Here is a 25412-nt window from a genome sequence, read left to right as displayed (position 1 = left end):
CGTGACTGATCGCCGGTCCGCATCGTGCGGGCCGGCGGTGATTAGCGCAGCGGCCTACGCAGCCGTGGCGATGGTTCTAGCAGGGATTTCTCGGAAGAACTCACACCGAGTCAACAGGGCATAGATGACGTTGCAGCGCCGCCGGGCAAGCCACATCACCGCGGCATTGTGCTTCTGTCCTTCAGCCCGTTTACGCAGGTAGTAGTCGCGCGATGCGGGATGGCAGTTCGACGCGATCCACGCCGATCGAAACATCGCGTTTTTCAACTGTTTATTGCCGGCCCTGGTGGGAAACTCGCCGCGGATCGACGTACCCGACTGCCGGGTGGTCGGCGCGATGCCGGCGTAAGCAGCCAAGTGCGCGGCATCGGCGAAGTCGGAGCAATCGCCGATGGACAGCAAGATGTTGGAGGCGGTCTTGATGCCTACGCCGGGCATCGACATCAAGACCTGGGCAAGAGGGAACGATTCGAGCATCTCCGAGCCATGTCCGGCGATCGTGTCGCGCTGTGCTTGAAGCGCTTCGATGTTCGCCGCCAGCTGGGGAATGACCAATTCTGCTGCCGCCATGCCGGGTACCGTGACAGTTTGCTCGGCAAGGGCGGCGAAAATTGCGAGGGTATCAGGGTCCTTCTTGGCGCGGTTGCGTATCCACTTCAGGACCCGGCCTCGACCTGCGGCGGCCAGTTTTGTCGGACCTTCGTAGTGGATGAGCGAGTCCAGCACCAGCGTGCGCGAGAGAATCTCGCCTGCAAAGACGCGCTCGAGTGCGGGGTGAATCTGTGTGAGCACGCTGCGAAGGCGGTTTTTCGTTCGGGTGGCGTCTTTGGCGATGTCGTCGTGGAATCCGGCGAGCATCTTCAGCGCTACTAGTGTCTCGTCGTCGCGGTCGACTGCCCGCAGTGTGTGCGGCATGGTGCGGGCGGTGTCGGCGATGATGAATGCATCCCGGCGGTCGGTTTTTGATCGCCCGGGGTAGAGATCGGCTGCTTTTCGCATGGCTAGGTCGGGGAGGTCTCCGACCGTGCAACCGCAGTCGCGGGCCACTGCGATGGGCAGGGCGCCGATGGTGTTGGGTTGATCGACGACCATGAGAACGCCGCCGTGGGCCTGCATGGACGCGAGGATTTCGCGCTGTGCGGCTTCGTCTTGGGGCAGTGGTTTGTCGTAGATTCTCTCGCCGGTGGTGGTCAGCGCGCTGGCATGGTGGTCGGTTTTGCCGACGTCGAGGCCGATGATGATGTCGGGTGTTGTGGACGGTTCCATGGTGGTGTCCTTCTGTTGCGGCTGGTCGCCGGTGTCTTGGACATCCGTTGCAGGCACCCACGTTACGACGAGACCTCTGTTTGGTCCGTGGCCCTATTAGCTGTCAGCGGTTGTCCCCGGTGTCCGGTGGCAACACCCCCCGGATTATGGAAATGTTCACGCAGATAAGCCATACCGGGCCCGGTGACCGCGCCCCGTGAGGGGGACACCATCACGGTAACGGATCGAACGGCGTCCGCGAATTCGTACCTCAACAACGCCTGCAACTTAGACACTTTTTCACTGTCTCCTTTGGCGGGATTGGCCTACATCTCTTGAATTTTTAGGCCTAAATCGTCGCTCTCCAGAAGTTGTAACTAAACCGAACGTTCGTTACAGTTACTGGAATGACAAGTACCGACCACGCCACTTCCACGAGGGCTAATCCGTCCACTTCAGTCACCCACAGGTGGGTCTTCCTCGCTATCATCAGCGCCGGCCTACTACTCATCGGCATAGATAACTCGGTGCTCTACACTGCCCTGCCAGTTCTGCGCGAGCAGCTCCACACAACCGAGTTGGAGGGCCTGTGGATCATCAACGCCTACCCACTGGTGATCTCCGCGCTCCTCCTCGGCACAGGCACTCTGGGCGACCGCATCGGTCACCGCAAGATGTTTCTTGTGGGCCTGACAATTTTTGGCTTCTCTTCCCTGGCCGCAGCCTTTGCGCCGCACGCCTGGGCGCTGGTCATCGCTCGCGGCTGTCTAGGACTGGGCGCCGCGACCATGATGCCGGCGACCCTCGCACTGCTACGTGAGACCTTCCGCCACCCTCGTGAACTTGCCACAGCTATTGGCATTTGGTCAGCCACAGCAACACTGGGTGCCGCTGCTGGCCCCGTCGTCGGCGGTTTCCTGTTGGAGCACTTTTGGTGGGGCTCAATCTTCCTTATCAACATCCCTGTCGTAGTTTTCGCAATCATTGGCACGCTGGTTTTCGCTCCACCAAATCAGCCCAACCCAGCCAAACACTGGGACTTCCTCACCAGCCTCTACGCGATGCTGGCCATGCTGGGCCTGGTTTCGCTCATTAAGGAACTCGCTGGTCATCGCTCCTCCACCGTCATCGTCGCAGCTATCGCCTGCGGGCTAGTGGGCGCGGTACTGTTTCAGCGTCGTCAGGCACGTCTCACTGAACCCCTCATCGACTTCTCCGTCTTCCGTTCGCGGATGTTTTCCGGTGGCGTGCTGGCAGCCGCGCTTGCCATGTTTGTCCTGGCAGGCGCCGAATTGATGACGACGCAGCGCTTCCAGATTTCCGTCGGATACACACCACTCGACGCGGGCTTGCTAGTTGCCACCGCGGCACTGGCGTCCTTGCCAGTTGGTGTCATCGGCGGCATGGTGCTGCATCGAGTGGGTTTCCGCACACTCATCACCGGCGGATTCCTCCTCAACGCCATCGGCCTGGCAGGCATGTACTACGGTGTTTCCTCGGGCAATTTCCCGCTCATGATCGCAGGATTGATACTGCTCGGCGCGGGCGCAGGTTCTGTGATGTCGGTGTCGTCGACCGCGATTATCGGCTCAGCCCCGAGGTCAAAGGCCGGTATGGCGGCGGCGATGGAATCCGTGTCCTACGAATTTGGCACACTGATCACCGTCGCAATCACAGGCAGCCTCCTACCCATGTTCTACGCCTTGTTCACGCCTGTCGACGCCAGCATCTCACTCACCGATGCACTTCACACGCCAGCGCTTAACGACGGCGCCCGCGCCGGCCTCGACAGTTCCTACCTGGCCATTTTGATTATCCTGGCTGTCGTTGCTGTCATTGCAGCGATTGCGACTGCGGTGGCATTCCGCGGCAACCCGAAGGAGACTGAATATGCGCACGAGTAAGCGCACTGCCATTCTCGACACAATCGTTGAGATTATCGAGACAAATGGCTTTTCCGAGGTCACCTACGAAAATGTCGCAACTCAATGCGGAATGAGTAAATCAGGGTTGATTTACCACTTCCCCTCCCGCGAAGACATGATTCGCAGCGTCCATGAGCACATGGCGCAGTTATGGGAAGAGGAGCTTATCGAAGCCGCGGGTGGGCCCGCAGAGGAGGTATCCCCCGCCAACCGCCTACGCGCAAACCTCCAGGTCTCGCTGGATACAGCAACGAGGGCCGAGCTACTCATGTCCATCGACTCTGCCGCCGACCCGGAGCTGCGCGAGATCTGGACGCGCCTTTTGCGCCGGTGGAATCCGCCGGTAGAACAGATTGCCACCGATGAGGAAGCCTGCATGGCCTACGTTGTCCAAATGATTTCCGATGGACTCTGGGCCAACGACTACCTCAACGGCAATCAGCTCACGAAAGCACAGCGTAAGGCAATCGCCGAGGCCGCGGCAAAGCTGATTCCAGAGTCGATGGAGTAGCCAGCTCTAAACGCCCTTGCGCTGAACGTCCTTGAGCTCGGAGTCAGTAGCCAGGCCGTAGTTAGCACCCTCATAGACGGCCTTTGCTCGACTCGTTCCGCCGAGCACATACTCACTAAAAGACAGCACCAGCGAGCCAAGCACATTCTTGGACGGATCATCCAGGTAGGTACCGTGGTAGGAACCGGTGACTACCGCTTCCCAGGCGGGCCCTTCAGCGTCGCGGTAGCCACGTCGATCCGCATCAAAAGGAACGATGTCCTCGTGCTCCGCAATGGCCACCAGGCTTGGAATCTCCGGCGGTGTGGAGATTAGTCCAGCGTCGGAAGGCCCTGGGGTGATGGCGACCAGACCACGGGTGACCATATCGATACCCGCAGCCTGGAAGGCTTTATCCATCCTGTTGTTCAGGAAGATTGCGGAGCCACCACCCGCAGAGTGCCCGACCAACATCGTGCGGGAGAAATCGATCTTGCCTGCAAGTGGTGTGGACTCATCCCCATTGGCCGCTGCGGCAACTGAAGCTGCCAGCACCATCTGTGGCGCGAACCAGTTGGTGAAGTTGTAGCCAAGAGCCACGACGTATCCGTGGCTTGCATAGAGTCGCGCTTGCGCGTCGTACATACCCGGCTCAGTACCAATGCCAGGGCTGAGAACCATCAGTGGCGCAGACTCCATCGAGTCAATATCCGCCGGGTAGATAAGCTGCGCGCCAACTGGGGAGGCGTTGGCCGATTCAGGCAGTACGTCATAGCAGCCGGTGGTGCCGTGGAGACCGTGGAGGTCCCGCAGTACGCGGTTATAGATGGTGTAGACGACACCATCACATGGCATTGCTTCGCGGGTTGCGGCAACTGGATGGGAGCCCATCGCTCCGAACTCCTTGCGCAGCTGCCCCGCCTCTGGGGCGAACGGCTCGGTGATATGGCCACTTTCGCCACCGGAAATGACACGGTTCACGCCACCCATGACATCCACCAGACCACCGCCAATTTTGTCCACGGTTTCCGAGTTCTGGTAGTCAATAGTGCTTTCGCGTGCAGTGATATCCGGCAGCTGACCAATGCGCGGTGCCGCCTGCGCTGGCACCTGTCCGCCGAGAACTACACCAGCTGCGAGCGAGAGAGCAGCCACCTTCGAGAACGTACGCCCCTGCCCTCGGCGGGATGCCGACACGGCCTTTCCGGCGGCACTTAGTGAACCAATCATCGTTTTTCCTTAACTCTTGCCAAAAGCCTTGGAATACGAATCTACCTAATGCGTAAAGACGTACGTAAAGACAGAATCATCCTCCCCCATACTTCACCCCTCAAACAATCATTCAGGGCGCTACAAATGTTCACTCTCGCCCACAATTAGCACTATTACCCCCATTTCCTACCCCCTTTCTAAGAGTGCGCAAACTCAGAAAAACCCACCTCACCACCGTTACCCACATATTTTTATTACCTTTTTCCACAAACGCCTCCGCTGCCTCCCCACCAGCGCATACCTTATTGACACCAAGGAGAAAGTGGCCACGCCCACACTCACTGTTAACCGACAACCGAGTGTGCATGGCCCTTAATAAAACCCCCGAACAGAAAAGAACTCCCACAATGAGAATCGGCATCCCTTTAGAACCCGATCCCCAGCAAACAATTGTGGCTGCGACCCCGGAGACCGTCGGCAAACTCGTCAAGCTTGGCTACGAGGTCGCCGTGCAGGCTGACGCCGGCCTGGCTGCTAAGTTCACCGACGCGGACTACGAATCCGCCGGTGCCACCATTGTCGACGAGTCTGTCTGGCACAGCGATATCGTCGTAACGCTCGACACTCCGCCGGAGCAGTTCCGTGCACTGCTTAACGACGGTGCCATGCTGATCAGCCGACTTGCGCCAGGCCGAAACGAAGAACTGGTCGAAGAGCTCGCGCAACGCAACATCACCGCCCTTGCTATGGATGCAGTTCCCCGCATTTCCAGGGCACAGTCGATGGACGTACTGTCGTCGATGGCCAACATCGGCGGCTACCGCGCAGTAGTCGAAGCGGCTTCTGCATATGGTCGCCTTTTCACTGGTCAGGTGACTGCCGCAGGCAAGATGCCGCCAGCTACCGTTTACGTCATCGGCGCTGGTGTCGGCGGACTTGCGGCGATCGGTACGGCCAACTCTATGGGCGCGGTTGTTAAGGCAACAGACCTGCGCCCTGAAGCCGGTGAACAGGTCGAATCGATGGGTGCAGAGTTCATCCCGATTCCGGCCGCCACCGAGAAGTCCGAAGATGGCTACGCCAAGGAAATGACCAATGATCAGGCTGCCGCTGCCGCGAAGCTCTACTCCGAGCAGTCCGCGCAGGCTGACATTGTCATTACCACCGCGAATATCCCTGGCCGTCGCTCTCCACTGCTGCTGACTGCTGCCGATGTTGCAGCTATGAAGCCAGGCAGCGTCATCGTCGACATGGCTGCCGCCGGTGGCGGCAACTGCGAGATGACCGTTCCAGGCAAGACCATTGTCACTGACAACGGTGTGACCATCATCGGTTACACCGACCTTGCAGGACGTCTGCCCGCGCAGGCATCGTCGCTGTACGGACAGAACATTTTCAACCTGTTCAAGCTGATCACGCCGGAAAAGGATGGCTCTCCAGTTCTCAATCTCGAGGACGAGATTATCCGTGGCATCACGGTGACAAAGGCTCGCCCACAGAATGGCGCCGGCGCTGCCGGAGCTGAGATTCTCTGGCCACCACCGCCAATCAAGGTCGCTGTCACCCCTGCTGCCCCACTGCAGGAGCAGCAGGCTCACCAGGCCGCATTAGAAGAGAATGCGCCGGAGAAGGTTTCCTTCATGGGATCTGGCCTGGGCTCGAAGATTGCTCTGGGCCTGACGGCACTGCTGGCAATTGTGGTTATGCTCAGCGCACCGCACAGCGTGAGCGCCAACTTCATGGTTCTCACCTTGGCTATCGTGCTTGGCTTCTACGTAATCTCCGCGGTCACGCCGCGCCTACACACACCGCTGATGTCTGAGACCAACGCGATTTCCGGCATTGTTCTGGTGGGTGCGATTCTCCAGGTGGGAAGCTCCAACCTGCTGGTTTCCGGTCTCGCGTTCGCGGCCATCGTGGTTAGCTCCATCAATATCTTCGGCGGTTTCGCCGTCACCGACCGCATGCTTGGCATGTTTGTGAAAGAGGAGGCATAAAGTCTAATGGCTAGCATTGATACTGCTTCGCTTCTGGACTGGACCTACCGCCTGTCCAACGTCGGCTACATTGTCGCCGCCGTCCTGTTCCTCGCTGCCCTCTCGGGCCTGTCCAAGCCGGAGACCGCTCGCCGCGGTAACTCCTTCGGTATCGCCGGTATGGCTGTAGCCGTCGTCATTGCCATCTTCCAGGCACTCGTGACCGCAGACACCAAGCCGGATACTCACTTCTCGCCGCTGATTACCCTGATTCTCATCGTTGTCGCTATCGGCATCGGTGGTGTCATCAGTATCAGTCGCGCACGCCGCGTTGCCATGACTGGCATGCCGCAGCTGATTGCACTGTTCAATGGTCTGGTCGGACTCGGCGCTATCTTCATCGGCTTCAACTCCTACATCTTCGCCGAAGATGTAGCCCCCGATGCCCTGAAGTTCCACTTCGGTGAGGTCTACATTGGCGTCTTCATCGGCGCTGTGACCTTCACTGGCTCCATCGTCGCAGGCCTGAAGCTGTCTGAGAAGATCAAGGGCTCGCCGCTTCTGCTGCCGGGCCGCAACGCTCTGAACATTGCCATTCTGGTGGTCACTCTGGTTCTCCTGGCTGTCTTCATCGCAACCGGCACCGAGGGCGGCGCCATCGCATGGGCATGCATGGTTGCAGTGACTGCTTTGGGCCTGTTCTTGGGCTGGCACCTGGTCATCGCCATCGGTGGCGGCGACATGCCGGTTGTCGTGTCCATCATGAACTCGTACTCCGGCTGGGCCGCCGCTTTCACCGGTCTCATGCTTGGCAACCCGCTGCTCATCATCACTGGTGCGCTGGTTGGTTCCTCCGGCGCCTACCTGTCGTACATCATGTGTGAGGCCATGAACCGCTCCTTTGCCAACGTTATTCTGGGTGGCTTTGGCTCCGAGGCTTCGTCGGGAAGCGCCGTGGAAGGCTCCCACACCGAGGTCAGCCACGAGGACACCTCCGAGATTCTGCGTGACGCAGACAAGATCCTCATCGCTCCGGGCTACGGTATGGCTGTGGCACAGGCTCAGTACGCTGTTGCTGACCTAGTCCGTAACCTGCGTGAGGCCGGCAAGGAAGTGGTCTTCGGTATCCACCCAGTCGCTGGCCGCCTGCCGGGTCACATGAACGTGCTGCTGGCTGAGGCCAAGGTTCCCTACGACATCGTGCTGGAGCTGGACGAGGTCAACGATGACTTCGCTGATGTGGATGTCACCCTGGTCATCGGTGCAAATGACACCGTCAACCCGATGGCAGAGCAGCCGGGCTCCCCGATTGCAGGTATGCCGGTGCTGAAGGTGTGGGAATCTGAGCGCGTGATTGTTCTCAAGCGTTCGATGGGTTCGGGTTACTCGGGCGTGCAGAACCCGTTGTTCTTCAACGAAAACACCGACATGCTTATCGGCGATGCGAAGGCCAGCGTCGACTCTCTGAACCGCATCCTGGCGAGTTCGAAGGTCAACGCTTAAAACTTCAGGCAAGCAACGCCGTACAAATCGGAGCCTAGGCGATTAATTCCTAGGCTTCGCCACGGGCTGCATCACGAACCATCGTGATGTGCTCAATGCCGGCTTCTATGAAGGTCTCCCCGATCTCATGGAAGCCGGCTTTTGCGTACACAGCCTTCGCCTGCGTCTGGGCATGCAGAATCAGCCCCGTATCTGGGTGGTCAGCGATGACCTGCTGCAGCAGTTTCGAGGACAACCCCCTACCCCGGCTCGCAGCATCGACGACAACTCGGCCGATGGTGCGCGGGTAGCTCGTCGAGAACTCATCGAGCGTGTCAATTACACGCAAGTACGCAATAATCTTGCGGGAGTCATTGTCGTCGCGGATGAAATAGTGCTCTGCGGTAGCTTCCAGGTCGCGCCAATCCATTTCCGGCTCTGTACAGGACTGCTCAAGATAGAACACATCGGTGCGCAGTGCCGAGATGGCATAAACATCCGTCGCGCTGAGTTGAGAAAAGGAGGCGTGTTCAATCATGGTGGCTGATTTTACTGCGAAGAACGGTGTGACGCTCATAGCTGGCAAACGTAGTGGCGCACCATCGCGCAGAATGAAGCCGCAGACCTATACCGCCCGCACCCGGCGGAATTGTACCTTCGCGCCGGGCACCAATTGCCCGGCCCTCGACAATGACGGCTCCGTCAACACACCAATGACCGGATATCCACCCGTCGCCGGATGATCAGGACCGAAAATAATCGGCTGCCCCGATGCGGGCACTTGTATCGCACCGGGGACCATTCCCTCGCTTGCCAACTCATGGGTGACCTGGCGCTCAAGAGTAGTCCCATTCAGCCGAAGTCCGACGCGGTTGGCCTCTTGCGTCACGGTCCATGTCTCGTGAAAGAAATCACTGACGCTTTCCCGCGTAAACCAGTCCGCCCGAGGGCCAGGAACAACATCTAAGCGCGCAGCCTCGCTCGACCAATGAGGCGCGGGATAAATTGCGATTGACGACCCCGTCGAATACTCCGGGTCGCCGACCTGCAAGACCTGACCGGCCTGCAAAGGCGCTGGGCCGAGCTTGCCGAGCGTATCGTATGACCGCGAGCCCAGCACTTCCGCGACATCGATGCCCCCTCGAATCGCGACGTACCCGCGAAGACCTGCATCGAAGGTACCAAGCCGCACAATTGCCTTCGCCCCGACCACAATTCGACTATTCATCGAGGTCTTGATGACCTTGCCATCCTGCTCGACAGTCACCTCACCGTGGGCTCCTGCGAAGGATATGATTGCTCCCTCCGCTACTTGGAACTCCAACCCGCCGACGACGCACTCAAGCACCGCCAGGCTTTCTTCGTTGACAACCATCCGGTTAGCAGCTGCCGCGGACTCGTGGTCGAACGCACCGGAAGTACTCACGCCCAGGCTGCCTTGCCCTGCACGGCCCAAGTCCTGAATCGTCGTCAATATGCCGGGTCGAATAATCTCGATAGAATTCTTCATCTCTTCCGCCCCCTTTTTCTACGCCGCACTCACCGTAGAAGTCGCTTCAAATTGCACCTCAACCCCGGGCTCAAGCAGCGCCGGATTAGGCCGATTCAAGTCCCACATCTCCACATCTGTATGTCCCAAGAGCTGCCAGCCACCGGGCGAATCGATGGGATATACACCTGCGAATTGGCCCGCAAGTCCGACGGAGCCCTTGGGAACTCGAGTGCGCGGCGTCGTAAGGCGGGGAATATCAAGCGGCTCTGGCCACCCCTGACCGCTCCCGCGCACCATGTAATAAAAGCCCGGCGCGAATCCACCGAACGCGGCCGTCCAAGGGCGTTCGCAGTGCCAATCGATTAACGCTTGAGGGCTCATCCCAAGGCTTTGTGCCAAGGACTCAAGGTCCGCGCCGTCATAGTGAACGGGAATCGTCATTGTTTTTCGCTTGTCGACGGTCTGCCTCTGCGCATTGTTGCCCCGCAGCGCGGTTTCTACTGCGCCGAGGTAACGACGAGCCGGTCCGCGAAAGCGAAGAAGGAGCGTTTGGGCTGCAGGTACCCTGTCAACGAGTCCCTCAATCTCAGCCGCAGCAGAGTGTGCACGAAGTACCTTCGCCAACGGATTGGCCGATGATGAATAGTCGATAAGCAGCGCATTTGTTCCCATAGGGCGAATCTCGGCCATGGCGGTGCTGATCCTTTCTTTCTTGCGGGGTTGAAAAACTGCGGTTGATAAGACCGGTGTGCGAGTCCGCGCTATACGTGGGCAGCGACGGTGACTCCGGCGTCGACGAGCCCTTGGCGAATCATACGGGAGAGTTCGACCGCACCAGGGGTGTCTCCGTGCAAACAAATAGAGTCAGCCTGCACGGTCAACGGTGAACCGTCGTAGGCGACGATTGGTTCCCCGCTAGCCATTGCAATGACGCGTTTGACGACGGCATCGGGTTCTACAATGACCGACCCCTCGAGTACTCGGGACACCAGAGTTCCATCGGAGTTGTAAGCGCGATCTGCAAAAGCTTCCCTAATCACAGGGAGGTCCGCGTCGAGGCTGAGCCGTTCGATGACCGACCCCGGCTGCGCCATAATGGCAAGCTCATCTCCGCAGGTGGAGCGAGCGAGCAGGAGCGCCTCCACCACTGCAGCGGCCTGATTTTCATCCACTGCGATGCGGTTGTAGAGGGCACCGTGGGGCTTGACGTAGGAAACTTCGGTACCCACCGCCCGTGCACATGCCGAAAGTGCACCAATCTGGTAGACGGTTTCGGCTCGCAATTCTCGATGTGAGTAATCCATGCGTCGTCGTCCGAATCCGGCGAGATCGCGGTAGGCGACGTGCGCGCCGATGCGAATTCCGCGCACGGCAGCTGCCTCACAGGTCTCCATCATGACGCTAGCGTCACCCGCGTGATACCCGCAGGCAATATTGGCACTGGTCGCAATGTTCAGCAGAGCGATATCATCACCCATCTTCCACGAGCCGAACGCTTCCCCAAGGTCAGAGTTGAGATCGATAGTGGCGCCCATAAACGTCACCGCTCCTTCCAAGTAATAATGCTGGTCTTTGTACCGTTGTTATGTTGGTTCTCATCTGAGCTGTGCGAGAAACCGGGGGGGATTAGCCGAGCATTTCAAACACACCGCCGAATGAGCGCCACGCCAAGAACCAGGCGACTGCGACACCCAAGATTCCGATAGCCGCCAACCACTTCGGGTACTTGTAACCATTCATGAGATCCGCACGGAACAGCGCGATGTAAATCAGCACAGTAACGCCAATTGGAAGAACCAAACCATTGAAGGCTCCGGCGAAAACCAACAGCGTCGCTGGAGCCGTACCGATGACACCGAAGAGCAGCGTGGAGATTGCAATTAGGACAATGGTGATCGTGTTTTGAGTCTTGGCTCCAGCACCCGAGGAACGAGTCAGAAATGTTGCTGAGGTGTAGCTGGCACCCACAATCGACGAGATTCCCGCAGCCCACAGGACAACGCCAAAGAAGCGCATACCCCAATCTCCTGCCGCAGCTTGGAATGCCTCTGCAGCGGGGTTTCCATCCGTATTGAGGACCACGCCACCCGCAACCACTCCCAAGACAGCTAGGAAAAGGAGGAAACGCATGATGGCTGTGACGATGATGCTCGTAACAGATGAGCGAGTGGTCTGTGCGAGGTTCTCTACACCGCCGGCGCCAGCATCAAGCATGCGGTGAGCGCCAGCGTAAGTAATGTAACCGCCAACAGTGCCACCGACGAGCGTGATGATTGCCAACAAATCAATCGTGTCGGGCATGACCGTGTTCTTCAGTGCTTCCCCTACTGGCGGGTTAGAACTGAACGCCACAATTCCAGTGACCAGAATCATCACGACACCGAGCACAACGAGTGCCTTGTCCAGCGCCATACCCGCCCGCCGGGAGAGGAAGAAGCCAATGGCGAGGATTGCAGTAACAATGCCGCCAATCTTTGCGTCCACGCCCAACATCGCGTTCGCACCAAGTCCAGCACCGCCGACGTTGCCAATATTGAAGACCACACCACCGATGACAATGAGAATTGACATTAACCAGCCCAGCCCCGGAAGCACGGCGTTGCCGAGCTCCTGCGCGCGGCGTCCAGAGACAGCAATCACTCGCCACACGTTGAGCTGAATCGCGATATCAAGAAGCACCGAGATCACAATGGCAAAGGCGAAAGCCGCGCCAAGCTTGGCCGTAAAGGTTGCGGTCTGGGTGAGGAAGCCCGGCCCGATAGCACTGGTCGCCATCAGGAATACGGCGCCGAGGAGTGCCGTTCGCCGCGCCTTATGGGCAGATGTTGAAGCGTCCATAGCGTAAGGCCTTTCCCTACAAGTCTGACGATTCCCACGTTGAAGGATTCCTACGTTGAAGATCGCCTGCACAGAGATTGTTGAACAATGTCTCGTATGTTAATTGGTGATGGCCGCCACACAAAAGTGCTTTAGTAGTCTGTATTACATGACTACCCCCGGAAACATCCTCGACGATCAGACCCGCACGTCCTCTGGGGAAAAACAACAAGACGTTTCAGTAGCGGATGTCACCGCAACTGTCCTGCGCCGAGAGATTCTCGCCGGAAAGCACTATAGCGGCGAGCAGCTCCGTGAAACCCAACTTGCTGCGCGACTGCAGGTCAGCCGCAACACCATCCGACAGGTCTACCGCAAGCTGGAATCTGAGGGGTTACTCACTCATATTCCTCATCACGGCGTTTTTATAGCCTCCTTCGACAAACAACGCATCCGCGAACTGTATGCCTTTCGCCATGTCGTCGAATGCGGAACACTGCGATCGCTAAGCAAGAGCCAGGCAAAGCTCCTCGGCGAAGAGATTCTTTCTATTTGTGGTTCACAGTCATCATTGAACCTTCCCGAACGGAATAATGCCTTTCACCTCGCCATCGTCAGAGCTTCCGGGTCCCCCGACCTGTTAGCCACCGCCGAATCAATTCAGGCCCAACTCCGTCTTTGCTTCCTCTCCTACCCCCAAAGCATCGAACTCCATGCCCGATACGCCGATCGCCACATCAGTATCGCCAAAGTTCTCATCGAGGACACCCCAAACCACGCCGCCGACCTCCTCAGCGCCTACCTCAATGAGTCGTTCAGTGCCGTCACCGCTGCCCTCCCGCTTGCCGACCGTTGATAATTAGCTGCTAGGACTACAGTGATGGACATGGCAGCAAATTCAGGCAACGCATACGCAATGACCATTCCGGAGTTCGGCCCCGCTGACATTTTCACCAGGACACTTATCGATCATGCTCAGCCCGGTCCCGGCGAAATCCTGGTCAAAACCACAGCCATCGGCGCGAATCCGCTGGACTACAAGATGCGCGATGGCTCTTCCGGTCTGTGCACAAAATTCAACCCTCCCGCCGTCCTCGGACGCGAAGCCGCGGGTGAAGTCGTTGCCGTCGGCGAAGGTGTGGACAGCTTCGTCCCCGGCGACCGTGTCTTCGGCATGCGCGGCTTCGACGACTTCCGCGGCACCTACGCAACGCACAACGTCTTCCCCGCCGACGGTGTGGTCCGAACGCCCGATTCGCTTGACGACGTTACCGCTGCGGGTCTTGCCCTAGTGGGAATCACGGCGACCGTCGCTGTCGAGCAGCTTGCAAAGGTAAAAAGCGGTGACACCGTACTCATCCATGGTGCAGGTGGCGGTGTTGGCCAGCTGATGACACAGCTGGCGGTTGCCCGTGGCGCAACTGTGTTGGCCAGTGCGTCGTCACGCCATCATGAAAAACTAGTGGGCTTTGGCGCGCAGCATATTGATTACACAGCGGAAGATGTATTCGAGGCTGTGCGCCGGCGGTTCCCCGAGGGCGTTGATGTTGTGCTCGATGGCGTGTACTTCGACACCTTCCTGCCCTCGCTGGATGTGTTGCCATCGGATGGTCGGATCGTGGCGCTACCTTCACTGGCCGATCTGGCACCGGCGAAGGAACGTGGCATTGAGGCGCACATTCCGGCTATTTCGAATGACACGACTATTTACGCCGACCTGGCCGACCGCGTGGTTGCCGGTGAGATTTCACTTCCTATCGGACTGACTAAGAATCTCACCGAGGTCGCGGAGGTCCACCGAGTATTGGAAGACGGGCACGCTGACGGCAAGATTGTGATGACCGTCGAGTAAACCAGGTGCGTTACTACAGCTCGCGACGAGCGTTCTGATACGTCTTCGTCAGCGAGCACCACAGCGCGTCGGCATCAGAGATGGCTTCCACCAGCTCCCGGTTGGTCATAGTTTCACGCTGCTCGCGCAGTCGGTTGTTTAGCTTCCGAGCACGAGAGAGCTCACCGCGTAGCTCGATGAGCTCCGGCGTAGCCTCACCGGAGGCAAATACATCTTTGTAGATGGTGCCGACACCCATTGTGGTGTTCACGTTGTCCCAGGCAGAGAGGATTGCGGTGAGCTGGTACTCGGTGTCCATGGCAATCTGTTGCAGCTCAGCGTGATTACGCTCGGCGAGCTCGTGCGCCTCAGCGCTGCGGCGCACACCGACCCACGCCTGGTATGCAATGAGAATCGCAAGCACCAAGCCCGCAACTGGCAATGCATATTGCAGAATCCACAGCGTGACACCGAAGAGCTGAACAATCAGGCCGAAGAAGAAAAATACGACAATGACCGTCGCGCACCCGTTGTCGGAGCCTGAGCGTTTACTCATCGCGGCGTCACCTCCGCCGCAGCATTCAAAATCGCATCGGCCCCCAGGTGGCTGGCGTAGCCAAGTCCAATGGCTGCTGCCAGAAGGAGTATTGCCAGCAGCGTATAGACGATTGCCTCTTTGACGGTGCTAGTGACCGCAATGCGGCGCTCTTCGTAGTCCAGCAGTGCCCGCATGTCTTTGGTCGAGGCATTCAAGCGGCGTTCGAGATTAGCCATGTGTTCCTGCTGCTCAGCAGGCGAGATAGCGATGGCATTGAGTGGCACATCAACGCTCTCGACACTGGCATATGCCTGTCGACGAGCACTCTTCACGCTGTCGAACGAAACTGACGGTGCGGGTGGCACTTTAGTTGGCCCAGTGAGATTCCGCGACACCTTATAGTAAGAGCGCGCTGCGGCCCTCGTCAGTTCGTTGTTGGAGTCGCCTTGATTGCCCATAGTGCCGAGTCTGCCACATGAATTTTCTTTGGCTCGGTATCGTCCGCCTCATCGAGGATGGCAAAGACATGCATGCCTGCATATGGTGCGGCTTCGGCTCGGAGCACGGTCCCCGGTCCTACCCCTGATGTCGCCAAATAGCGCAGTAGTTCAGGGTCGGAGTCGTTAATGCGATCGACTACCACCATCGCGCCGGCTTCGATATCCGTCAGGTCGGTGCGCACTGCGCTGGCGATGGTACCGCTTGCGCTGGGAATTGGATCGCCATGCGGATCGCGCTCAGGGAATCCCAGCATTGCATCAATGCGACTAATGAAATCATCCGAGACCGCATGTTCAAGCTTTTCGGCTTCCTCGTGAACCTCATCCCAGGTGTATCCCAGAGTCGAAACCAAGAAGCTTTCAATCAGCCGGTGGCGACGCACCATGATTAGCGCAATGTCTCGCCCACGGTCCGACAGGCTAATGCCCCGATACGGCTCGTGGTTGACAAGGCCACGTGCAGCTAGCTTCTTTACAGCCTCGCTGGCGGTGGGCTTCTTTTCGCCCATCCGCTCAGCGACGTCGCCAAGTGCCACTTTTTCACCGGTGCGCTCGTGCAAATCCCAAATGACCTTGAGGTAGTCCTGGGTCTTTGCTGGTAAATCCTCCACGTGCATTCTTCAAACTCTAGCGCTATTGCGTGTTGACGCAATCTTGAGGGGGACATAGAAACAGCCGGCGCATACACCAATGCAGCCACCAACTGACAGATTCGCCGCCACCGCAATGAATAGCCCCACCAGGCCAATCGCGATACCCATCAATGGCGCCAACACGAATAGCAAACGGGTATCGTTCACTACCCCAACGAGCGCAGCTGCCGGGGCAGCCAACAGCGCGATGGATAGAATCGTGCCGACAGCCGGAATCAGCGCCACCAGAGTCAGAACGATTAGCCCGCTGATGACCAGCTGTGCTTTTCTGCTCGAATGCGCGACTCCGAAAGACTCCGGGTCGAAGGTGAAGTAAATCAGCTGCCGCCACCGAGCCACCAGCACCAACGCCACCAGCAGCAAGAGGCCACCGGACAGCACAATATCAATCTTGTTCACGTTAAGTACGCTGCCGACCAGGAAGCTTTCTACCTTCACCGGCAACGGGGCGAACCACTTGTTCAGGAAGTAGCCCAGTGCGAACCCAAATGTCAGCACAATTCCTGCCGCCGAGGACGTCGTTCCCACCTTTGACAGACCGAACAGTGCCCCAATCGGAATACACATCAGAAATGCTCCGATAAAGAGGAACACCGAAATCCACGAGTGGCTCAGGCCGAGCGCTGCCGCAATAACAACGCCCACAACCGCGCCGGGAAAAGTCGCATGTGTAATCGCTTCTGCGAAGAACACTTGTTTTCCCAGCACCGCGAGCACCCCAACTACTCCAGCCAGGGCTCCTACCAGTATCAGTTCGATAATGGGCAAAATCAGGATGCTAGACACGGTCTCCTCCCAGCACGACGCGCAGCCCCAGTGCCATGAAATACAGTCCCACCGAGGTCAGCGCGACGACTGCCTGAGGCGACACCGGCCCCAAAGGCACCAGTGCCAAACCAACGATTCCGCTGAGGCAGCCCACTGCAATCGCAATCGGCACCATCACATGAACTCGGCGAGTCAGCAGTCTCGCCGCCGCTCCCGGCACGACCAGATATCCGACTACCAGAAGCACGCCCACAGCGCTTGCCGACGACACCACGACCGCAGCAATCGCCGCGTTAATGGTGAGGTCGATGCCCCACACATTGACGCCTGCGGCTTTGGCACCGAAGCGATCAAAGGCAACAAACACCTGCCGGCGCCAGGTCACTGCGATAAGAACCAAGGCGATGGCACAGACAATCAGGGCGCTGGTGAGACGGGAGTCAGTGACTTCCAGCAGTCGCCCGAACATGAGCGCTTCCAGCTGTCCTGACTGGTCACCTTTCTTCAGCGAGAGAATCACACCGATGGAAAAGAAGCTGGTCAGTACAACTGCCACTCCGGCTTCCGACATGTGCGAGCGCGATACCAAGGTCAGTGCTACTGCCACTACCACCGCAAATGCTGCAGCCACCGGGATAATCATGTCGATGCCGCCGAATACGGCACCGGCCACAATTCCGGGAAAAATCGAATGCACCATGGCCTCGGCATTGAACTCGAGGCCACGCAGGTTCACGATGACACCGACCAGGCCAGAGACCGCCCCGAGGGCAATCAGCAGCACTAGTGGCCTGAACATGAAAGGCGCTACCCCAAGCTCATTCGCAAGCTCAGTCCACATAGGCTGGCACCAACTTCGAGGTCGCACCAAAAGCCGGCTGCTCCGCCACAATTAATGTGTTTTCGCAGGTCTCCTCAGCAAGAACAAGATCATGGGTGGCCGCGATAATTGCCGTGCCATTTTCCTTCAGTTCGTTGAGGAGATTCAGCAGCATCGCCCGATTTTCAGTGTCGAGGCCGTTGAACGGCTCGTCGAGAAGCACGAGTTGCGGACGTGCGACGATGGCACGCGCCAACAGAACGCGTTGCTGCTGACCACCGGAGAGGTTGCCGAAACGTTCACTGGTGCGGTCGGCAAGCCCGACTTTGGCTAGCGCTGCGTGGATGCGTTCTTTGCGGTGTCCAAGCGGTTGGAAGGGGCGCAGTTCGTGCAGCACCCCCATGGCGACGACATCGAACGCCGTGACCGGAAAAGTGCGATCGAGGTCTGCCGACTGCGGGACGTAGGACACAATCTTCGCGTTGTTGTGCATCTCACCAGCGAGAAGACGAGTCCCACCTAGGATTCCGCGCAGCACAGTCGTTTTTCCAGAGCCATTGGCGCCGATGAGTGCAAGCCCGGTACCCGGCGCGACATTGGCGGTGATGTGATTGACGATGGGTACCGCCGTGTAGCCGAATGAGGCATCGCGGAGCGTGACTATGGGCTCGGCAGACATGGGGTTGGCTAAGTGGTTACGGCTCACTTGATGCCCTCCGGCAGGGGCGCGACAGTTCCGTCCCATGCCGTCACAACCTGAGTGACGTTGTGGATGATGGAACCGATGTAGGTCTCGCCATCACTGCCAGCCGGACCAAGGGAGTCGCCGTAGAGTGCGTCCTCACCAACGATGGCCTTGACACCTGCGGCCTTGGCGATCGCCTCAATTGATTTCGAGTTGTTCGAGTTCTCCGCAAACAGCGCGGTTGCACCCGCATCCTTCACGGTCTTTGCCGCCTCGGCGATATGCGCGGCCGTGGCATCCTGCTGCTCGTTGAAATCAGACAGCGCTGCGCCGATGAAGTTGATATTGAACTCGTGGGAGAAGTATCCAAAGGCATCGTGGCTGGTAAACAGCACAGGGTCCGACACGGTGGCGATGGACTTATTTGCCCACTCATCCAGCTGATTCAGCTTGTCCTGGTAGGCCGCAACGTGGTCGGCGATGGTGGACTTCAGCTCATTGTCGCCACGTTCCTCAGCGATCTGTTCCAGGGCGTAGCCGATATTGGCAACCTGGATCTTGGCGTTCTTCGGTGAGGTCCATACATGCGGATCGAAGCGGAATTCCGCCTCCTCACCGGGTTCTTCCGGCGGGAATGGCCATGGGGCGACATCAATCTTTTCCACCCCTCGGTCAATGGTGTAGTTACCATTCTTCGCCTTCTCTGGTGGCAGCGGCTTTGTTTTGTCCGTGTCCTTGGCTGCCTTCATGGCATCTACGTCACCTGCAGTGAGAACGCCACTGGTTACTGCCATCGTTCCGGAAAAGCCCGAGGACTCAATCGCCTGGTCCAGGAAGTGCTCCAAATCGACTCCGTTGACGAACAAGAGATCGGCGTTACCAGTCTTGGTCAGCTGCTCATGGGTCATTTCCAGCTCATGTGCTGTTGCATTCGGCGCCAACAGGCAGGTCAAATCAACTTCATCGATGTCCAGCTGCTTCACGTAATCACAAATCTGCGTCGTGGAAGCAACGACGTTGATTGGGTTCTCGCCGCTGGCTCCCTCACTGCCATCGCCACACGCTGCAAGGCCAGCGCCCGCTAGCAAGATCGAAAGGCCCGCACACATGGACTTAGCTGATCGCGAAAGTTTTCCGGAAATTGTCATGTTGGTGTCCGCTCTTGATTGTTTGTTATTGCTTTACGACGGCTACGCTGACCGGCCGCTTCAGTAAATCTGGTCACCTTAGGGGCGGTTGGGGCGCACTTCGCCGTTCATCTATCACGTGTGAGAGTAAACCTAACGACAACTATTTTCAACCTATTGAACTTAAGTGTTATCGGCTTTACAGCCTTTCAGGATAAATAATGAACAAGGTCTCACCACATACAGTTACACCGCTCCATCAACCTTCACACCACAACATCAGCCATGATGGAGGCATGGAAGCGAAGATTTATCACAACCCCCGCTGCTCAAAGTCCCGCCAGGCCCTCGCCGTACTGCGCGAAGCCGGAATCGAGCCGGAAATCATCAAGTACCTAGACACTCCTCCAACCAAGACCGAGCTGCGCTCGCTAATCGAGGCGGCCGGCCTGAGCGTCATCGATGCCGTGCGCACCAAGGAAGCAGAGTTCAAGGAACTGAGACTCTCCAAGGACTCCAGCGACGAGGAACTGCTGGACGCAATGGTCACACACCCACGCCTGATTGAGCGCCCGTTTGTCGTCACCAATAAGGGGGTAAGGATGGCTCGCCCCACCGAGGCCATTAATGACATTCTCTAGGCAGTGACAAGCATTAATTGCTTTTACGCCAACCCCTCTCAAAGACCTCCAAGGCCGGGAGGTTAATGCCCCGTTAATAGAGACTGAAGTCTCTGTAAACTCAACGCTGAAACGATAAAGCTCCCCGCCTGCTGCCCTAACCACCCGCACAGGTTGCATTAGAGGCAACGGCGGCCTTCAGCGAAAGGACTGTCATTATGAGCAGTCAGAGGCTCGGCTGGCTCAGCGCACCCGGCCCAGCAGCTCCCCTCCCCGAGGAGAAAATTGCCCCGACCTACCGAACCTGGCGATTCAACGTGTTCATGGGCATCTTCATCGGCTACGCGGGCTTCTACCTCATCAGAAATAACATCCCCCTGGTGTCCGCCGTACTGGAAAAGCACGACCTACTTGGCGCAGCCGGAATCGGCATCGTAGCCAATGCAGTTCTGTTCTCCTACGGCCTATCCAAATTCTTCATGGCCATGCTCTCCGACAGAGCCAATGCCAGGTACTTCCTCCCGCTTGGCCTAGCACTGTCCGCGGTCGTAAACCTCTTTGTTGCATTCGTCCCAGCAATCAGCGCCTCTGTTGCAATATTCGCGACAGTCATGTTCATCAATGGTTGGTTCCAAGGCATGGGCTGGCCGCCCTCTGGACGAGTTGTCGTCCACTGGTTCTCGACATCCGAGCGTGGCACTTTGATGTCGATCTGGAACACTGCCCACAATGTCGGCGCCGCCGTCGGCGGTGCTCTGGCAGCCTGGGGCTTGCATTCGTTCGCCACTTCCGACGCCGACTGGACTCCCGCATTCTGGCTACCGGCAATTGTCGCGCTCGTGATTGCCGCCATCGCATTCCTGCTGATTCGAGATAACCCGCAATCCATGGGTCTGCCTCCGGTAGAGGAATACCGGAACGACCCGGACAAGGTCGAAGGAACTAATGACGAGGCACAAGAACCCTGGTTCACAATCGTCAAGAACCATGTTCTTACCAACCCGGTTATCGTCATGCTGGCGCTGGCCAATGTGTTCGTCTACGCACTCCGTTACGGAGTTCTTAACTGGATTCCGATTTACTTGACAAACGAATTGCACAAGACCAACGTCACGGGCGGAATCATCGGATTCATGCTCTACGAGGGCGCAGCAATTGTGGGCACCTTGCTGTGCGGATGGGTCTCCGACAAGGTCTTCAAGGGTTGGCGCTCAGGCGCCGGCATGCTCTTCCTGGTCGGCACCGGCATCACCATTTTCGCGTACTGGCAGCTACCCGCTACGGCACCATTGTGGATGTTCTACGTGCTCATCTCTCTGATCGGCGCACTCATTTACGGTCCAATCATGCTCATCGGACTGCAGGCCATCGACCTCTCGCCTAAGTATGTTGCGGGAACCGCAGCTGGTTTCACTGGATTGTTTGGATACCTTCTCGGCGCAACACTCGCCTCGACTGGTGTCGGCCTCTTGATCGACTTCGCAGGCTGGAATGTTACATTCGCAACCCTCATTGGCGTTGTCGCTATAGCGTTTGTCCTCATGATGTTCGTCGGCAAGTACGAGCGCGATGTCATGCACAAGGCAGATGAAGCCCGCACCAAAACAGCTCAATAACTGTCGGCCACGGTGTTGCTAGTCGAATATCAACTTCACTCCGTGGGGCCAATACGGTCGCAAGGTCGCCAATTCATCGGTACACTCTATGTCACAAACGAAAAAACGCGAGTAGACATTACGAATGGAAGGAGACTTCACCATGGGACTTATGGACAAGGCCAAGGAAGCACTGAGCAACGAAGAGAACACCGACAAGGTTCTGGACAAGGCTGAGCAGCTGGGCAAGGACAAGCTCGGCGAGGACAAGGCCGACCAGATCAAGAAGGTTCGCGACATGGCAGACGAGCGCCTGGGCGACAAGAAGTAAGCTACAGAGCTTCTTCACCCCGCATTAGCACCCCACTTTCACAGGGGAGCTGGTGCGGGGTTTTGCTGTCCTTAGGAGATCCCACAGGACCGCTGACACGCCTTTATTGACAATTATTTTCACATTGTCCATCATTAGCCAAGTGAACACTATTGTCGATAGAGCTTCTCTTCCGCGTACTCGAAACCAAAAACTTCGAGCCCGGCTCTTCGGCTTTCTGTTTTTCCTGGCCGTCCCCGCCACAATCCTCTTGGCAATCTCCATCGGCCCCGCGGGAACAGGTTTCAGCAACGGCATCGTCGCACTGCTCACCCCGCTCATCAATACGCTTTCCGACGACCTCCCAGCTCTCAACCACCTCCTGCCAGAGATATCCCCTGCCACGCAATCACTTGTCTGGAGCATCCGGCTGCCCCGTGTCCTGTTGGCGGGGCTGGTCGGTGCCTCGCTCGCTGTCGCGGGCGCAACCATGCAGGCAGTCTTTCGCAATCCACTGGCCGAACCTGGTGTTACCGGTGTCTCCTCCGGTGCAGCAGTGGTAGCCGTTATTCTCATCGTCACTGGCGTGGCCGCGAAAGCGCCGTGGGTCCTCTCGGCAGGCGCATTCATAGGCGCGTTGCTGGCTGTCATATTTGTCCAGATCGTCGCCGGTCTCAATGGCGGCAGTGGAGCCACCCTGTTGCTCGTCGGCATTGCGCTCAATGCGTTCCTCGGCGCAGTCATCGCCGCCACCATCGCGAACGCGCCACACAGTGATGACGCGCAACAGGCCATGTTCTGGCTCAACGGCGATTTAACTGCTGCCAATTGGCAGGACATAGCGCTGGCAGTCGGCCCCATTACCGTCGGCACGGTTATCCTGATGATGCTCATTCCCGAACTCAACCTGCTCCTCCTCGGCGAAGAACAGGCCACTGCCACTGGTATGCGCACAGTCTGGATCCGGCAACTGCTACTCGCCCTGGCTGCTTTAGTCACGGCAGCGGGCGTCGCTGTCACTGGCGTTATTTCCTTTGTCGGATTGGTCGTCCCTCACCTGATTCGCCTTGCCATCGGCCCCGATCACCGCAGCCTGCTGCCCATTTCTATGTGCCTCGGCGCAGTGTTTCTCATTCTCGCCGACCTCGTCGCCCGCAGTCTCTTTTCCCCAGTTGCACTGCAAACTGGCACAGTCACCGCGTTCCTTGGCGCACCTGCGCTACTCGCGTTGATTCTTCGGCAAGGTGGTCGCCAACCATGAGTCAGCAGACACAAAACCTCACCGACCACGTCACTAAGCCAGACACCGACAGCACCGCGCTGCTGCGGGCTACCGACCTCAGTGTCGGTTACCGCAATCGGACCGTCGTAAGTGGCGTGAACCTTGCTATTCGCCCCGGCGAAGTCCACGGCATCATCGGCTCCAACGGTACCGGAAAATCCTCCTTGCTCCGTGCTATGGCTGGCATTGTGACACCGAGTTCGGGTCAGGTTGAGCTCCTCGGCGCGCCGCTGACGAAGCTTCGCGCCCACGAACGCGCCACTCGATTGGCGTACCTGCCGCAGCACACACCGGCCGATGCTGCTATTGACGTTCGAACTGTCGTGGCACTCGGCAGGTACGCGCACCACCGTCGGCGTGACCGTTTCCGCAGCTCACTAAACTCCACGGACCACGACATCGTCGCCTACGCGCTCGACCGCGTTGGTGTCACCGCACTCGCCGACCGCCCTATCACAGCTCTGTCCGGCGGGCAGCGGCAATTGGTGTTCATCGCAAAGCTATTGGCGCAACAGGCCAAGGTCATGCTTTTCGACGAACCCACTGCGGCCTTGGACATCGGGTTTCAGCTGGAAATCCTCGAGCTGCTCGGCGAGCTAGCCGACGAAGGCCACGGTATCGGAGTTGTTCTTCATGACCTCAACCTCGCGGCCCGCAGCTGTCACCGGCTCAGTGTGATTCACAACGGCGGATTGGAAGTCACTGGTTCCGCCGAAGCGGTGCTAACACCTCCCCGAATAGATGCGATTTATCGCATCTCCAGTGCTGTCGATACCGATCCACATACCGGTTCGGTGCGAGTGACGGCGTTGGCTCGGGCTCGCCCGGCTGACTGATTGCAGTTGGCTGTTTCAGACTGTCTGACTCACACTGTCTGATTCCAGCTAGCACCAACGCAACCGAAAACTCCCCAACAATCAAAACTCAACACTCAAGGAAGTACTTTCGTGTTTTCACCAACTTCTCCTATCTCTGCCTTGAAGCGAAACTCTAAAAAGGCCGTCACTCTGCCGTTGATTGCAGCACTCCCCCTCGCTGCGGTGGTCGCTTGTTCTTCCTCGGAGGAGACGGCGCAGCAGTCGTCGTCAAGCGAAACTTCGACAAACCAGCAGGCGCAGTGGCCGCGTACTGTGACCGTCGGTGACCACGACGTTACGGTGCAGAGTCAGCCGAAGCGCATCGTTGCACTGTCGACCGAGGTTGCGGATCTGGCGTTGGAACTGGTTGGGCCAGAGCGTGTCGTAGCCGTGACGAAGAATGCGCTCGATGAGAGCTCGGGTAATCAGGTTGAGCTGGCGCGTCAGGTGCCTAACGCGATTGCCAACTCCACGAAGCCGGATCCGGAGCAGATTCTGTCCTATGAGCCGGACATGGTGTTGATGACCAGCCGCCATGATCAGGAGCAGTCGGCAAGTGAGCTGCTGGGTGCCAGCGATGTTCCGACCGCGGCGTTTGCCAGCAGTGATTTCGCCTCGCCGAAGGCGCTGGCAGAGTCGGTGACCAAACTCGGCAAGTTGCTCGGAGCCGAAGATAAGGCGGCTGAAATGGTTGCCAAGATTGAATCGGAAACCGAAGAGATTCTCTCGGAAATTGATTCCACAACTAAGCCAAAGACGCTGGTCCTGTTTGCCCGCGGTGGTCAGAAGATGATTATGGGCATGCAGTCGGCGACGACGAATCTCGTTGAGCTGGCCGGTGGCGAGCCGATCTCGCCAAAGGGCAAGCGTCCGGGTGCCGTTCCCGCTGATCCGGAGACAATTGTGCAGCTGAATCCGGATGTCATTCTGATTCAGGATTTCCACGGCCAGGGCAAGGCTCCATTCCAGGAGTTGCTGGATAACCCGGCGCTTGCCGACGTCGCTGCGGTCAAGAATGATCGAGTGCAACTAATTGATGCGAAGACGACCTCTGGCACCGCCGGAATGCACATGCCCGATGGACTGCGTGAGATCGCTGACGCACTGGCTAAATAGAAAATAGGTTTTCACGTCGCTATGTGGATTCATGAAGCACTGACTTCCCCACCCCGCGGAATGCACTGGGT

At 58.0% G+C, this 25412-nt stretch carries 26 protein-coding genes; 12 read left to right on the top strand and 14 right to left on the bottom strand.

Going from position 1 to position 25412, the window contains the following annotated elements:
- Nucleotides 1-54: 54 nt before the first annotated feature.
- Nucleotides 55-1266, bottom strand: coding sequence for an IS110 family RNA-guided transposase (locus QP995_RS00235; RefSeq protein ID WP_284852785.1), 1212 nt, complete (start codon nt 1264-1266; stop codon nt 55-57).
- 386 nt (nt 1267-1652) lie between these two features.
- Here QP995_RS00235 and QP995_RS00230 point away from each other — a divergent pair, with 386 nt between their 5' ends.
- Both QP995_RS00230 and QP995_RS00225 read left to right on the top strand, forming a co-directional pair.
- Nucleotides 1653-3149: an MFS transporter gene (locus QP995_RS00230; protein WP_284852784.1), complete on the top strand. Its 1497-nt coding sequence runs from the start codon at nt 1653-1655 to the stop codon at nt 3147-3149.
- Nucleotides 3136-3681, top strand: a complete 546-nt coding sequence (locus QP995_RS00225; protein ID WP_070439472.1) for a TetR/AcrR family transcriptional regulator — start codon at nt 3136-3138, stop codon at nt 3679-3681. The genes QP995_RS00230 and QP995_RS00225 overlap by 14 nt, the downstream gene beginning before the upstream one ends.
- A gap of 6 nt (nt 3682-3687) precedes the next feature.
- On the opposite strand, the gene QP995_RS00220 is transcribed toward QP995_RS00225, so the two are convergent.
- On the bottom strand, nt 3688-4890 hold the full coding sequence (locus tag QP995_RS00220; protein ID WP_070439467.1) for an alpha/beta hydrolase: 1203 nt from the start codon (nt 4888-4890) through the stop codon (nt 3688-3690).
- A 389-nt stretch (nt 4891-5279) separates the two neighbouring features.
- Here QP995_RS00220 and QP995_RS00215 point away from each other — a divergent pair, with 389 nt between their 5' ends.
- Together QP995_RS00215 and QP995_RS00210 are read left to right on the top strand one after the other, a co-directional pair.
- Entirely contained in the window at nt 5280-6869 is a 1590-nt protein-coding gene (locus tag QP995_RS00215; RefSeq protein WP_070546440.1) for a Re/Si-specific NAD(P)(+) transhydrogenase subunit alpha, read from the top strand.
- 6 nt (nt 6870-6875) lie between these two features.
- Nucleotides 6876-8351, top strand: coding sequence for an NAD(P)(+) transhydrogenase (Re/Si-specific) subunit beta (locus tag QP995_RS00210; RefSeq protein ID WP_070546438.1), 1476 nt, complete (start codon nt 6876-6878; stop codon nt 8349-8351).
- Between the two features lie 49 nt (nt 8352-8400).
- Here the strand turns inward: QP995_RS00210 and QP995_RS00205 are convergent, their stop codons facing one another.
- The 5 genes from QP995_RS00205 to QP995_RS00185 all read right to left on the bottom strand — a co-directional run bounded on the left by QP995_RS00205 (nt 8401) and on the right by QP995_RS00185 (nt 12660).
- Nucleotides 8401-8868, bottom strand: coding sequence for a GNAT family N-acetyltransferase (locus QP995_RS00205; protein ID WP_070549467.1), 468 nt, complete (start codon nt 8866-8868; stop codon nt 8401-8403).
- A gap of 87 nt (nt 8869-8955) precedes the next feature.
- The gene (locus QP995_RS00200) at nt 8956-9840 is read right to left on the bottom strand and encodes a 5-oxoprolinase subunit C family protein (protein WP_049172680.1); all 885 of its coding nucleotides are present in this window, start codon (nt 9838-9840) and stop codon (nt 8956-8958) included.
- Between the two features lie 18 nt (nt 9841-9858).
- Nucleotides 9859-10512 (bottom strand): 5-oxoprolinase subunit B family protein, encoded by a 654-nt coding sequence (locus QP995_RS00195; protein WP_049172678.1) that lies wholly within the window; start codon nt 10510-10512, stop codon nt 9859-9861.
- Nucleotides 10513-10583: 71 nt separating this feature from the next.
- Nucleotides 10584-11357: a LamB/YcsF family protein gene (locus QP995_RS00190; protein WP_049193632.1), complete on the bottom strand. Its 774-nt coding sequence runs from the start codon at nt 11355-11357 to the stop codon at nt 10584-10586.
- Between the two features lie 91 nt (nt 11358-11448).
- Nucleotides 11449-12660: an NRAMP family divalent metal transporter gene (locus QP995_RS00185; protein ID WP_049193630.1), complete on the bottom strand. Its 1212-nt coding sequence runs from the start codon at nt 12658-12660 to the stop codon at nt 11449-11451.
- Nucleotides 12661-12808: 148 nt separating this feature from the next.
- On the opposite strand from QP995_RS00185, the gene QP995_RS00180 reads away from it, so the two are divergent.
- Nucleotides 12809-13495, top strand: a complete 687-nt coding sequence (locus QP995_RS00180; protein ID WP_070549497.1) for a GntR family transcriptional regulator — start codon at nt 12809-12811, stop codon at nt 13493-13495.
- Between the two features lie 30 nt (nt 13496-13525).
- Nucleotides 13526-14491 (top strand): quinone oxidoreductase family protein, encoded by a 966-nt coding sequence (locus QP995_RS00175; protein WP_284852783.1) that lies wholly within the window; start codon nt 13526-13528, stop codon nt 14489-14491.
- Between the two features lie 13 nt (nt 14492-14504).
- Here the strand turns inward: QP995_RS00175 and QP995_RS00170 are convergent, their stop codons facing one another.
- From QP995_RS00170 to QP995_RS00140, 7 genes are all read right to left on the bottom strand, one after another.
- A complete protein-coding gene (locus QP995_RS00170) occupies nt 14505-15026 on the bottom strand; it encodes a hypothetical protein (protein WP_049193626.1) in 522 nt (173 codons plus the stop codon).
- Nucleotides 15023-15340: a hypothetical protein gene (locus tag QP995_RS00165; protein ID WP_147722515.1), complete on the bottom strand. Its 318-nt coding sequence runs from the start codon at nt 15338-15340 to the stop codon at nt 15023-15025. The genes QP995_RS00170 and QP995_RS00165 overlap by 4 nt, the downstream gene beginning before the upstream one ends.
- 92 nt (nt 15341-15432) lie before the next feature.
- Entirely contained in the window at nt 15433-16125 is a 693-nt protein-coding gene (locus QP995_RS00160; protein WP_147722513.1) for a metal-dependent transcriptional regulator, read from the bottom strand.
- Between the two features lie 3 nt (nt 16126-16128).
- Entirely contained in the window at nt 16129-16947 is an 819-nt protein-coding gene (locus QP995_RS00155; protein ID WP_147722511.1) for a metal ABC transporter permease, read from the bottom strand.
- On the bottom strand, nt 16940-17770 hold the full coding sequence (locus QP995_RS00150) for a metal ABC transporter permease (protein ID WP_016422353.1): 831 nt from the start codon (nt 17768-17770) through the stop codon (nt 16940-16942). The genes QP995_RS00155 and QP995_RS00150 overlap by 8 nt, the downstream gene beginning before the upstream one ends.
- Nucleotides 17760-18428, bottom strand: a complete 669-nt coding sequence (locus QP995_RS00145) for a metal ABC transporter ATP-binding protein (RefSeq protein ID WP_410397476.1) — start codon at nt 18426-18428, stop codon at nt 17760-17762. Before QP995_RS00145 ends, QP995_RS00150 begins: the two co-directional genes overlap by 11 nt.
- 23 nt (nt 18429-18451) lie before the next feature.
- Nucleotides 18452-19582, bottom strand: coding sequence for a metal ABC transporter substrate-binding protein (locus QP995_RS00140; protein ID WP_284852782.1), 1131 nt, complete (start codon nt 19580-19582; stop codon nt 18452-18454).
- 275 nt (nt 19583-19857) lie between these two features.
- Between QP995_RS00140 and arsC the strand changes: the two genes are divergently transcribed.
- The 6 genes from arsC to QP995_RS00110 all read left to right on the top strand — a co-directional run bounded on the left by arsC (nt 19858) and on the right by QP995_RS00110 (nt 25341).
- On the top strand, nt 19858-20202 hold the full coding sequence (gene arsC / locus QP995_RS00135) for an arsenate reductase (glutaredoxin) (protein WP_284852781.1): 345 nt from the start codon (nt 19858-19860) through the stop codon (nt 20200-20202).
- A 197-nt stretch (nt 20203-20399) separates the two neighbouring features.
- Nucleotides 20400-21797: an MFS transporter gene (locus QP995_RS00130; protein WP_049189323.1), complete on the top strand. Its 1398-nt coding sequence runs from the start codon at nt 20400-20402 to the stop codon at nt 21795-21797.
- Between the two features lie 142 nt (nt 21798-21939).
- Nucleotides 21940-22107 (top strand): antitoxin, encoded by a 168-nt coding sequence (locus QP995_RS00125; protein ID WP_016422348.1) that lies wholly within the window; start codon nt 21940-21942, stop codon nt 22105-22107.
- A 142-nt stretch (nt 22108-22249) separates the two neighbouring features.
- Nucleotides 22250-23347: a FecCD family ABC transporter permease gene (locus QP995_RS00120; protein ID WP_284852780.1), complete on the top strand. Its 1098-nt coding sequence runs from the start codon at nt 22250-22252 to the stop codon at nt 23345-23347.
- Nucleotides 23344-24204 carry an ABC transporter ATP-binding protein gene (locus QP995_RS00115; RefSeq protein ID WP_049189321.1) on the top strand — a complete coding sequence of 287 codons (861 nt, stop codon included), beginning with the start codon at nt 23344-23346 and terminating at the stop codon, nt 24202-24204. The genes QP995_RS00120 and QP995_RS00115 overlap by 4 nt, the downstream gene beginning before the upstream one ends.
- A gap of 111 nt (nt 24205-24315) precedes the next feature.
- Nucleotides 24316-25341 carry an ABC transporter substrate-binding protein gene (locus tag QP995_RS00110; RefSeq protein ID WP_070439421.1) on the top strand — a complete coding sequence of 342 codons (1026 nt, stop codon included), beginning with the start codon at nt 24316-24318 and terminating at the stop codon, nt 25339-25341.
- Nucleotides 25342-25412: the final 71 nt, after the last annotated feature.

It is taken from the genome of Corynebacterium sp. MSK032 (assembly GCF_030232065.1).
Taxonomy (GTDB): Bacteria; Actinomycetota; Actinomycetes; order Mycobacteriales; family Mycobacteriaceae; genus Corynebacterium; species Corynebacterium jeikeium_D.
This window is presented reverse-complemented; position numbering and strand designations above follow the sequence as displayed.

Excerpts from the sequence above, each read along its gene's own strand:
- QP995_RS00220 (WP_070439467.1), bottom strand. The coding sequence starts at position 4,890 with ATGATTGGTTCACTAAGTGCCGCCGGAAAGGCCGTGTCGGCATCCCGC.
- QP995_RS00235 (WP_284852785.1), bottom strand. The coding sequence starts at position 1,266 with ATGGAACCGTCCACAACACCCGACATCATCATCGGCCTCGACGTCGGC.
- QP995_RS00170 (WP_049193626.1), bottom strand. The coding sequence starts at position 15,026 with ATGAGTAAACGCTCAGGCTCCGACAACGGGTGCGCGACGGTCATTGTC.
- QP995_RS00160 (WP_147722513.1), bottom strand. The coding sequence starts at position 16,125 with ATGCACGTGGAGGATTTACCAGCAAAGACCCAGGACTACCTCAAGGTC.
- QP995_RS00215 (WP_070546440.1), top strand. The coding sequence starts at position 5,280 with ATGAGAATCGGCATCCCTTTAGAACCCGATCCCCAGCAAACAATTGTG.
- QP995_RS00230 (WP_284852784.1), top strand. The coding sequence starts at position 1,653 with ATGACAAGTACCGACCACGCCACTTCCACGAGGGCTAATCCGTCCACT.
- QP995_RS00130 (WP_049189323.1), top strand. The coding sequence starts at position 20,400 with ATGAGCAGTCAGAGGCTCGGCTGGCTCAGCGCACCCGGCCCAGCAGCT.
- QP995_RS00195 (WP_049172678.1), bottom strand. The coding sequence starts at position 10,512 with ATGGCCGAGATTCGCCCTATGGGAACAAATGCGCTGCTTATCGACTAT.
- QP995_RS00210 (WP_070546438.1), top strand. The coding sequence starts at position 6,876 with ATGGCTAGCATTGATACTGCTTCGCTTCTGGACTGGACCTACCGCCTG.
- QP995_RS00125 (WP_016422348.1), top strand. The coding sequence starts at position 21,940 with ATGGGACTTATGGACAAGGCCAAGGAAGCACTGAGCAACGAAGAGAAC.
- QP995_RS00175 (WP_284852783.1), top strand. The coding sequence starts at position 13,526 with ATGGCAGCAAATTCAGGCAACGCATACGCAATGACCATTCCGGAGTTC.
- arsC (WP_284852781.1), top strand. The coding sequence starts at position 19,858 with ATGGAAGCGAAGATTTATCACAACCCCCGCTGCTCAAAGTCCCGCCAG.
- QP995_RS00190 (WP_049193632.1), bottom strand. The coding sequence starts at position 11,357 with ATGGGCGCCACTATCGATCTCAACTCTGACCTTGGGGAAGCGTTCGGC.
- QP995_RS00140 (WP_284852782.1), bottom strand. The coding sequence starts at position 19,582 with ATGACAATTTCCGGAAAACTTTCGCGATCAGCTAAGTCCATGTGTGCG.
- QP995_RS00200 (WP_049172680.1), bottom strand. The coding sequence starts at position 9,840 with ATGAAGAATTCTATCGAGATTATTCGACCCGGCATATTGACGACGATT.
- QP995_RS00225 (WP_070439472.1), top strand. The coding sequence starts at position 3,136 with ATGCGCACGAGTAAGCGCACTGCCATTCTCGACACAATCGTTGAGATT.
- QP995_RS00145 (WP_410397476.1), bottom strand. The coding sequence starts at position 18,428 with ATGTCTGCCGAGCCCATAGTCACGCTCCGCGATGCCTCATTCGGCTAC.
- QP995_RS00205 (WP_070549467.1), bottom strand. The coding sequence starts at position 8,868 with ATGATTGAACACGCCTCCTTTTCTCAACTCAGCGCGACGGATGTTTAT.
- QP995_RS00185 (WP_049193630.1), bottom strand. The coding sequence starts at position 12,660 with ATGGACGCTTCAACATCTGCCCATAAGGCGCGGCGAACGGCACTCCTC.
- QP995_RS00180 (WP_070549497.1), top strand. The coding sequence starts at position 12,809 with ATGACTACCCCCGGAAACATCCTCGACGATCAGACCCGCACGTCCTCT.
- QP995_RS00115 (WP_049189321.1), top strand. The coding sequence starts at position 23,344 with ATGAGTCAGCAGACACAAAACCTCACCGACCACGTCACTAAGCCAGAC.
- QP995_RS00150 (WP_016422353.1), bottom strand. The coding sequence starts at position 17,770 with ATGTGGACTGAGCTTGCGAATGAGCTTGGGGTAGCGCCTTTCATGTTC.